Here is a 10,228-nt window from a genome sequence, read left to right on the forward strand (position 1 = left end):
TCTTGTCCGGCTCGCCTTCGGCATCGCCAAGCTTGCGACTGACTTGGTTCAGAAAATGGAGCCAACGCGCAACTCCCCTCCCAAGCCCGATGCCGCAGGCGAGGCGGTCAGGTTTGCCTCCCCTTGTGGGCCAGCCGTTGGAGGGCGGTAAAAAATGGATCAGCGAGGCAGTCGGAGCGCAGCGACTCTGCCTCGCCCATTTTTCATGACACTCCAACGGGCACCCCGAAGGTGCTGGCACTTAGGGGTCGCCTTTCTTTGCTTACTTTCTTTGGCGAAGCAAAGAAAGTAAGCGGCTGCCGGGCCGCCCCCGGCGCTCACCTCCGACCGGAGAAAGAAAAGCATCAAGCCAGTACATCGACCAGCAGCAAGACCAGACTACCCAAACAAACAAAAAAACAAACGCTATTTATTCCCCAAAGGCGCCACCGCATCCAACGCCAAATTCAACTTCAGCACATTAACCCGAGGCTCTCCAAACAAGCCCCATTGCGGCGCCTCGCTATTCTCCCGGATCAAACCCCTAATCCGGTCAATCCCCACTCCCCGCGCCTGCGCCACCCTCATCGCCTGGTAATCGGCCGCTGCCGGGCTGATGTGCGGATCAAGGCCGCTGCCGGATGCCGTCAGCAAGTCGATGGGGACGGCCCGCCGGCTGCCGTCGCTGGCTTCGCTCAAGGCCTTGGCGCGCTCCTCGGCGGCTTGCTTGAGGGCCGGGTTGGTCGGCCCCAGGTTGCTGCCGCCGGAGGCCATGCCGTTGTTGGGAAAATTGCCGGCGGCCGACGGCCGTCCCCAGAAATAGCCGGGGCCGGAGAAGTTCTGGCCGATCAGCTCCGAGCCGACCGCCACGCCGCCGCGCTCGATAATGCTGCCATTGGCCTGGCGCGGAAAGAAGGCTTGCGCCAGGCCCGTGACGATGGCCGGATAGACGCCGCCCAGCAACACGCCCAGCAGGATGAACAACGTCAGCGCCGGACGCAGCGTGCTCTTGAAGACAGGTAATTTCATGATGTTTCCTTGTGAAGTCGATGCGGGGTCAGACCAGGCCGAAAGCGGCCAGCAACATGTCGATCAGCTTGATGCCGACGAACGGCACCAGCAACCCGCCCACGCCATAGATCAGCAGGTTGCGGCGCAGCAGCACCGCCGCGCCCAGCGCGCGGTAGCGCACGCCGCGCAGCGCCAGCGGAATCAGCGCCACGATCACCAGCGCATTGAAGATCACCGCCGACATGATGGCCGAGCCGGGGCTGGCCAGGTGCATCACGTTCAACGCCCCCAGTTGCGGATAGCTGGCGGCGAACATGGCGGGAATGATGGCGAAATACTTGGCCACGTCGTTGGCGATGGAAAAGGTGGTCAGGCTGCCGCGCGTCATCAGCATCTGCTTGCCGATCTCGACGATCTCGATCAGCTTGGTCGGGTTGGAGTCGAGGTCGACCATGTTGCCGGCCTCTTTCGCCGCCTGGGTGCCGCTGTTCATGGCCACCGCCACATCGGCCTGGGCCAGCGCCGGGGCGTCGTTGGTGCCGTCGCCGGTCATCGCCACCAGCTTGCCTTCGGCCTGGTGCTGGCGGATCAGCGCCAGCTTCTGCTCCGGCGTGGCTTCGGCCAGGAAGTCGTCGACCCCGGCCTCGGCGGCGATGGCGGCGGCGGTCAGGCGGTTGTCGCCGGTGATCATCACGGTCTTGATGCCCATGCGGCGCAGTTCGCCGAAGCGCTCCTTGATGCCGCCCTTGACGATGTCCTTGAGCTCGACCGTGCCGAGGATGCGAATCGGCGCGCCGTTGTTGACGACATCGGCTTCATTGTTCCACTCGACCACCACCAGCGGCGTGCCGCCGCGGCGGGCGATGGATTCGATATCCGTCTCGACCTGGCTGGGCAGGCGCTGGTCGGCTTGCCGCGCCAGCTTGCGGATGGCATCGGCCGCGCCCTTGCGGATGCGGCGCGTGCCGAGGTCGATGCCGGAGACGCGGGTCTGTGCCGAAAACGGGATGAACTGCGCGCCCAGCCCGGCCATCTCGCGTTCGCGCAGGTTGAAGCGGTTCTTGGCCAGCACCACGATGCTGCGGCCTTCCGGCGTCTCGTCGGCCAGCGAGGCCAATTGCGCGACATCGGCCAGCTCACGCTCGGACACGCCCGGCGCCGGCAGGAAGGCGGCGGCCTGGCGGTTGCCCAGCGTGATGGTGCCGGTCTTGTCCAGCAGCAGCACGTCGACATCGCCGGCGGCTTCCACCGCGCGGCCGGAAGTGGCAATCACGTTGGCCTGCATCATGCGGCTCATGCCGGCCACGCCGATGGCCGACAACAGGCCGCCGATGGTGGTCGGGATCAGGCACACCAGGAGCGCGATCAGGGCCGTCACCGACACCGGCGCACCGGCGCCCGCGGCGCTGACCGAGAACAGCGAGAACGGCAGCAGCGTCACCGTCACCAGCAGGAACACGATGGTCAGCGCCACCAGCAGCAGCGTGAGCGCGAGTTCATTGGGCGTCTTCTGGCGGCGCGCGCCTTCGACCATGGCAATCATGCGGTCGAGGAAGGCTTCACCCGGGTTGACCGAGACGCGCACGATGATCCAGTCCGACAGCACGCGGGTGCCGCCGGTCACCGCCGAAAAGTCGCCGCCGGATTCGCGGATCACCGGGGCCGATTCGCCGGTGATGGCGCTCTCGTCCACGGTGGCCACGCCTTCGATGACGTCGCCATCGGCCGGCACGGTGTCGCCAGCTTCGATCAGCACCAGGTCGCCTTTGCGCAGCGTCCCGCCTTCCACCACTTCACACTGGTCGGCGCCGACGCCGGTGCCGCGCGCCAGTTCGGCGCGGCGCAGCTTCTTGGCCAGCACGCTCTTTTTGACGCCGCGCAAGGCGGCGGCCTGGGCCTTGCTGCGGCCCTCGGCCAGCGCTTCGGCGAAGTTGGCGAACAGCACCGTGAACCACAGCCAGGCGGCCACGGCAAAGATGAAGCCGGCCGGGGCTTCGCCCTTGCCGACCAGCGCCTGGATGAACAGCAGCGTGGTCAGGATGCTGCCGAGGTAGACCACGAACATCACCGGGTTGCGCCACTGCACGCGCGGCGACAGCTTGCGCACCGAGTCGCGCAACGCCGGCTTGACGATTTTTGGATCGAACATCCAGCGCACTGTCTGCGCGGCCGACGGTATCGCGTCGGCCGCGGCTGCTGCGGCACCGGACTGGGTAGGAGAAGAAGGGGTAGTCATATCGGTATCCGTTTCTGGTTGCTCCGCCGCGGCGCTTGGGCCGCAGCGGTTTCCATCAGCTTGATCAGCTTGATCAGCTTGCTTACATGGCCATCATTTGGAGATGCTCGACCACCGGACCCAGCGCCAGCGCCGGCACATAGGTCAGCGCACCGACCAGGATCACGGCGCCGATCAGGAGCGCCACGAACAGCGGCCCGTGCGTGGGCAAAGTGCCCGAAGTCGCAGCGAGGCGCTTCTTGGCGGCCAGCGAACCGGCCATCGCCAGCACCGGGACGATGATCCCGAAGCGGCCCAGCCACATGGCGATGCCGGTGGTGATGTTGTAATACGGCGTATTGGCCGAGAGCCCGGCAAAGGCGCTGCCGTTGTTGTTGGCGGCCGAACTGAAGGCATACAGGATCTCGGAGAAGCCGTGCGCACCGGGGTTGGCGATACCGGCCAGGCCGCTTTCCACCATCACCGAGACGGCAGTGAAGACCAGCACCAGCGCCGGCGTCATGAGGATGGCGATCGACATCATCTTCATGTCGAACACGCCGATCTTCTTGCCGAGGTATTCCGGCGTGCGGCCGATCATCAGGCCGGCGATGAACACCGCCAGCACCGCGAAGATCAGCATGCCGTACAGGCCCGAGCCGACGCCGCCGTAGATCACCTCGCCCAGTTGCATCTGCAGCATCGGCACCAGCCCGCCCAGCGGCGAGAGCGAATCGTGCATGGCGTTGACTGCGCCGCAGGAGGCCGCCGTGGTGACGGCGGCGAACAGGGCCGAGGCGGTGATGCCGAAGCGGGTTTCCTTGCCTTCCATCATGCCGGGGCCGGATGCGTGCAGCGAGGCCAGCATCGGGTTCGGCTGCGATTCGAAATACAGGATGGTCAGCGTCATCGCCACGAACAGCAGCGTCATCGATGCCAGGATGGCCCAGCCCTGGCGGCGGTCGCCGACCAGGACGCCAAAGCTGGTGCACAGCGCGGCCGGGATGATCAGGATCGCCAGCATCTCCAGGAAGTTCGACAGCGGGGTCGGGTTCTCGTAAGGGTGCGCCGAATTGGCGTTGAAGAAACCGCCGCCGTTGGTGCCCAGCATCTTGATCGCTTCCTGCGAGGCCACCGGGCCCATGGGCAAGGTCTGCCGGTCGGTGCTCTGCGCCTCGACCAGCGGCTCGCCCTTGGCATCTTTCAGCGGCTGGCCGGCGGCGTCCAGCCTGGGCGTCGTGTAATGGGTGGTTTCCAGCGTCTTGACTTCCTGATACGGCTTGAAGTTCTGGATGCTGCCCTGCTGCACCAATGCCAGCGCCAGGATCACCGACAGCGGCAGCAGGACGTACAGCGAGGAACGCGTCATGTCGACCCAGAAATTGCCGATGCTCTTGCTGCTGTGGCGCGAAAAGCCGCGGATCAGCGCGAAGGCGATGGCGATGCCGGTGGCGGCCGAGACGAAGTTCTGCACCGCCAGGGCCGCCATCTGCGTCAGGTAGCTCATGGTGGTCTCGCCCGCGTAGCCTTGCCAGTTGGTGTTGGCGACGAAGCTGATGGCGGTGTTGAACGAAGAGTCGGCGCCGACGCTGCCCAGGCCTTGCGGGTTCAGCGGCAACCATTGCTGCACGCGCTGCAGCGCGTAGACGAAGACCAGGCCGAGGAAGTTGAACAGGATCGCCGCGATGGCGTACTGCTTCCAGTCCATCTCGGTATCGCGGCTGATGCCGCACAGGCGGTAGAACACGCGCTCGGCACCGCCGAAGACGCGGTTGATCTTCGACTTCCCTTCCATCACGCGGGCGATGTACCAGCCCAGCGGCACCGACAAGACCAGCAGGACGGCCAGGTAGAGGGCTAGCTGGAGATAGGCGTTGCTGTCCATGTCAGAAGTCCTCCGGCTTGATCAGGGCGTAGACCAGATACACCAGCAAGGCGACCGACACGGCCAATCCGAGCAAAGTCATGGCGTTCATTTCTTGCCTCCCTCTTGCCGCTCCAGGCGGCCGCACAGGGCGACGAAGCCCCACATCGAGGCGCCGCACAACAGCAGCATGCCCACATAGAGAAAATCGGTTTGCCACATTTCCCACTCCATTTGTTCACGTTGTTCAATCCGTTCCTGACGGAATCGGAGACAGTCGAACGATAGGACGATGGGCGTTAAATCCGGGTAAAACTATGGGGAGGGGGCGTAAACAACGCGTAAACAGAAGTACGGGAACAACAGTGCGGGGCGAGGGGCAATGCCGTTAAGCGCTGAACGACATGTTTATTGGTTTTTGTGAAATTGATGTTTGTGAAATGCGCCCCCGTTCGCCCTGAGTAGCTGAGTAGCTGCGCAGCAGCGTATCGAAGGGCAGGCAAGGCCGGTGACGCTGGCTTCGATACGGCCCCGACGGGCCTACTCAGCCCGAACGGTCTGATGCTTGGCTCAGGGCCAGTCTTCACTGAACGGCATGAGAGACGAGGGTGAATTTTTTCTTCCCGGCGCCGACGGGAAAGCAGAAGAAACCAAGAGCGGCGCCGCTGCCGGCGCCGCCTCAGGCATTGGCGATCTTGCCTACCTCAACCCGGTTCTTGCCCAGGCGCTTGGCGGCATACATGGCCTTGTCGGCCATGGCCAGCAGCTCCTCCGGCCCGGTCTCGCCGTCCTCGTCGGGGAAGTAGATCGCCACGCCGATGCTGCTGGAGACGTTGATGCGCGAGTGCGTCAGCTCGAACGGCACGCGCATGGCGTTGAGGATCTTGTCGGCCACGTTGAGCGCATCCTGCTGGGTCTGCAGCTTTTCCAGGATCACCACGAACTCGTCGCCGGCCAGGCGCGCCACGGTATCGACGTCGCGCACCGAACTCTGCAGGCGCTGGGCGAACTGGACCAGCAGCTCGTCGCCGGCCTCGTGGCCGTAGCGGTCGTTGACGCCCTTGAAGCCGTCGATGTCCATGAAGAACAGCGCCATCAGCTGGTGCGCGCGGCGCGCGCGCATCATGGCTTCGGGCAGGCGGTCGGAAAAGGCGCGGCGGTTGGGCAGGTTGGTCAGCATGTCGGTCAGCGCCAGCTCGCGCATCTGGTCGCGGAAGGCCAGGCGCTCGGTGATGTCGTGCAGGAAGGCGATGAACAGGTGGCCGTTGTGGCGCTTGACGTGGCCGACCGTGATCTCGACCGGCAGTTCGTGGCCATCATGATGCAGGGCCTGCAGTTCGATACGGTTGTTGATGACGACGCTGGTGCCGTTTTCGAGGAAGCCCTTCATGCCGCGATGATGGGCCTCGCGCATGTCCTGCGGGATGATCAGCTCGGCCATCTGGCGGCCTACCGCCTCGGTGCGCATCCAGCCCAGCAACAGCTCGGCCTGGCGGTTCCATTCGACGATCACGCCGTTCTCGTCGGCGGCGATGAAGGCGTCCTGGGCGTTTTCCAGGATCGCGCGCAGCTCGTCCGCGCTTTCGGCCAGCTTGATCTGGTTGGCGTGCTGCAGGTCCAGCGACTGCTGCAGCGCGATGGCGGTTTCGTGCAGGCGGCTGGTGCGTTCGGCCACGCGCTGTTCAAGGCTTTCGTTGAGCGAGCGCATTTCGCGCAGGTAGGTTTCTTCGCGCTCGACCATGTTGACCAGGCTCGACGACAGCAACTGCACTTCGCGGTAGCTGTTGACCAGCGGAATCTGCACGTCCTGCGCGCCCGCGGTGCGCAGCTCCAGCGCCGCGCTCAGGTCGTTGACCGGCCCCACCAGGCGGCGCGTGAGCACGTAGGCCAGGATCACCAGCACCACACCGATCAGCGCGCCCACCAGAATCACCCGCTGCTGCAGGTTGTGAAAGGCTTCCAGTGCGACATACTCGGGCTGGCGCACCATCACGCTCCACTTGAGCGGCATGCGCGCGTCCTGGCCGGTGCGCGAGAAACCGGTGATGTAGTGGCGGCCATCGGGCCAGCGCTCCAGCACGGCGCCGCCGCCCTGCGCTTTTTGCGAGGCGCGGAAGCTGTCGGTGTCGATCTTCTTTTCTTCCAGTTCCTTGGGGCCGAGCATCACGGTGCCGTCGGAGCGCACGATCATGACTTCGACGCCATAGCGGGCCGCCGCCGGGTCGATCAGCCTGGCCGCGATATCGCGCGCCCAGACCCAGGAGAGATGCATGCCCACCACGCCCACGACATGTCCCTCCTTGTCCTTGACCGGCGAGGAAATGTCGACGAAACGCCAGGGCTCCGGTTGCGGCGGCAGTTTCTGCTCCAGCAGCAGAGCCGGATGGTAATCGGTGGAATAGAGGTTTTCCAGGCCTTCCTTGAACCAGGGGCGCTCGGCCACGCTCTGGCCTTCGAGCAAACCGTTGGTGGCCACCAAAACCGTGCCGTCGGGGGCGGCCATGCCGATCCAGGCGTAATTGGGGACGCTGGCCTGCAGCTCGTTGAGGATCTCGCGCATGTGCGGCAAGTCCTTGGCGGCGCGGATGGAGGGCCGCGTCACCAGGATGCGCAGATCGATCTGGCGTTCGGCCATGCCGCGTTCGAGCGCATCCTGCATCTGCCAGGCCAGTTGCTTGAGGCGCATCTCCGCCTCCGAGCGCGCATAGCCCCGGGTGAACTGATCCACCAGGATCAGCACCGACACAATCGTGATCAATACGGTGATAACCACCCCCATCGTGATCAGCGACGATAGATTCGGAGGAGATGGGGCTTTTTTCTTATTCAATTGGGACAAATTGCGGAAATACTGGCAAATGCATGACGGCTCCCCCTGCGAACCGCGTTTGTATACATGGCATCTTGCCAGATCGTTCACTTTTTTTCACCGGCTTTGGAAAAAAAGTGCAAGAAATCATTGCCAAAAGGAAACGACGATGAATGGGAGGCATCGCGCGCCAGAACACCGGCCGCAAGGAAATCAGGCGGCGCGCAGCATGCCGGCCGGCAAGACATGCAATCCCACGCCGCAGGAAGCGCCTGTCACTGCCCCAGGCCGTGCAAAAAGACAACGGACGGCAGGATGATCGCGCAAGATCTTCCTCCGTCCGTTCGAAAAAGGCCGGCGCGACGCCAGCCATGATGCTTGATTGAAGTAAGCGTCCCCGGCAGGCTCTCAAAGGCCGGCGCAAATGCCATCGGCACGCGGATCGGCAGCGCCTTCGATCACGCCATCCGGATGCACGCACACGGCGCCGGCATGTCCCATCATGTCGGTGTAGTCGGCCACCACCTGCACATCGTGGCCGGCGCGCCGCAAGGCGTCCACGGTCGCCTCCGGCACCCGCCCTTCCAGCTTCAGGTTGGTGGACACGTCGCCCCAGGTGCGCCCCAGCAGCCAACGCGGCGCGCTGACCGCCGCCTGCAGGTTCTGGCCGAACAGCACATGGCGGGTAAACACCGCCGCCTGCGTCTGCGGCTGCCCTTCTCCGCCCATGGTGCCGTAGGCCAGCGTGCGGCCATCGTTGAGGCGCGCCAGCGACGGGTTGAGGGTATGGAACGGCAGCTTGCCGGGCTGCAGCTGGTTGGCGCCGTCGTCCAGCGTGAAGCTGGCGCCGCGGTTCTGCCACACGATGCCGGTGTCCGGCACCACCACGCCGCTGCCGAACTCCCAGAAGATGCTCTGGATGTAGCTGACCACGCGCCCCTGCGCATCGGCCGCGCCCATCCAGATGGTGTCGCCCGGCTTGGCCGGATGCGGCCAGGGCGCCGCGCGTTGCGGATGGATATGCGCGACCTCCCGTTCCAGCGCCTCGGCCAGCAGCCAGTCGGCCGCATCCACGCTCATGTGGGCAGGATCAGTGACATGCCGGTTGCGCAAGATGAAGGCGCGCTTGGTCGCTTCCACCAGGCCATGGATATGCGCGAAGCCGTCGGCCTCGGTCACGCCCAGGCGGTCGAACAGGCCGATGATCATCAGCGCCGAGACGCCCTGCGTCGGCGGCGGCAGGTTGTACACGCGGCCGGATTTGAGCTGCACCATCAGCGCCTGCAGCACCTGCGCCCGATAGGCCGCCAAGTCTCCGGCGCGCAACGGGCTGCCGGCTGCTTCCAGTCCGGCGGCGATGATCCCGGCCAGGTCGCCGCGATAGAAATCGTCGAGTCCGGCCTCGGCCAGGCGCGTGAGCGTGGTCGCCAGCGCCGCTTGCTTCAGCACCGCGCCTTGCGCCGGAATGCCGTTCTGTGCATAGGTGGCGGCAAAGCCCGGCTGGTCCTTCAGTTCATTCCATTTGTCGCGCGTGAGCTCGTGCTGCGAACGCGTGACCGGCACGCCGGACTGGGCATGTCGGATGGCGTCGGACAGCAAGGCCGCCAACGGCAGCGGGCGGCCGAAGCGCTGCGCATAATCCAACGCGGCAGCCCAGCCGCCGACTGCGCCGGCGACGGTCAGCGCCGCGCGCGGGCCGCGGGTAGGAATGGTTTTATCGGCATGCGATGCGTAAAAATCCTTGCTCGCCAATGCCGCCGCCGGGCCGCAAGCCTGGATCGCCACCGGCTCGCGGCCCGGCTCGCTGATGACCCAGAAACCATCGCCGCCGATGCCGTTCATGTGCGGATACACCACCGCGATGGCCGCCGCCGCGGCAACCATCGCCTCCACCGCATTGCCGCCTTCGCGCAGGATGTTGGCGCCGGCTTGCGCGGCGAGATGATGGGGGGCGGTGACCATGCCGCCTATGCAGGTCTTGCTGTACAACATTTGGGCTCCTGATGTTTTTCTTTATTGGGGTAAGGTGGGGATGATACCTGTGGATGTGTTGGGTGGTTTGGGTAGTCTGGTCTTCCTGTTTTTTGGGTAGTCTGCTCTTGCTGCGGGTCGATGTACTGGCTCTATGCTTTTCTTTCTCCGGTCGAAGCGGAGCGCCGGGAGCGGCCCGGCAGCCGCTCACTTTTCTTGTCTCGCCAAGAAAAGTAAGCAAAAGAAGGCGACGCAACTACCCAGCCCCTTCGGGGTCCCCGGCGGATCGGGCAAAAAAATGGGAAAAGCAGAGTCGCGGGGGGGGGGGCGGGGGTTTGTGTGAATTTTTTTTAGGGTACGCCCGGCGGGGTGTTTGGTC

General features: G+C 64.8%; 6 protein-coding genes. All 6 read right to left on the reverse strand.

Going from position 1 to position 10,228, the window contains the following annotated elements:
• Positions 1 to 405 precede the first annotated feature (405 nt).
• Positions 406 to 1,008 carry a potassium-transporting ATPase subunit KdpC gene (gene kdpC, locus FB597_RS19930; protein ID WP_141911551.1) on the reverse strand — a complete coding sequence of 201 codons (603 nt, stop codon included), beginning with the start codon at positions 1,006 to 1,008 and terminating at the stop codon, positions 406 to 408.
• Between the two features lie 28 nt (positions 1,009 to 1,036).
• A complete protein-coding gene (gene kdpB / locus FB597_RS19935; protein ID WP_141911549.1) occupies positions 1,037 to 3,226 on the reverse strand; it encodes a potassium-transporting ATPase subunit KdpB in 2,190 nt (729 codons plus the stop codon).
• 82 nt (positions 3,227 to 3,308) lie between these two features.
• The gene (gene kdpA, locus FB597_RS19940) at positions 3,309 to 5,090 is read right to left on the reverse strand and encodes a potassium-transporting ATPase subunit KdpA (protein WP_141911546.1); all 1,782 of its coding nucleotides are present in this window, start codon (positions 5,088 to 5,090) and stop codon (positions 3,309 to 3,311) included.
• Between the two features lies 1 nt (position 5,091).
• A complete protein-coding gene (kdpF, locus tag FB597_RS19945; protein ID WP_050469665.1) occupies positions 5,092 to 5,181 on the reverse strand; it encodes a K(+)-transporting ATPase subunit F in 90 nt (29 codons plus the stop codon).
• A gap of 567 nt (positions 5,182 to 5,748) precedes the next feature.
• Positions 5,749 to 7,848 carry a diguanylate cyclase domain-containing protein gene (locus FB597_RS19950; protein ID WP_183405778.1) on the reverse strand — a complete coding sequence of 700 codons (2,100 nt, stop codon included), beginning with the start codon at positions 7,846 to 7,848 and terminating at the stop codon, positions 5,749 to 5,751.
• 438 nt (positions 7,849 to 8,286) lie between these two features.
• Positions 8,287 to 9,870, reverse strand: coding sequence for a gamma-glutamyltransferase family protein (locus FB597_RS19955; protein WP_144770503.1), 1,584 nt, complete (start codon positions 9,868 to 9,870; stop codon positions 8,287 to 8,289).
• Positions 9,871 to 10,228 lie beyond the last annotated feature (358 nt).

Origin of the sequence: Herbaspirillum sp. SJZ099 (assembly GCF_007828355.1) — a bacterium.
GTDB lineage: Bacteria > Pseudomonadota > Gammaproteobacteria > Burkholderiales > Burkholderiaceae_D > Herbaspirillum.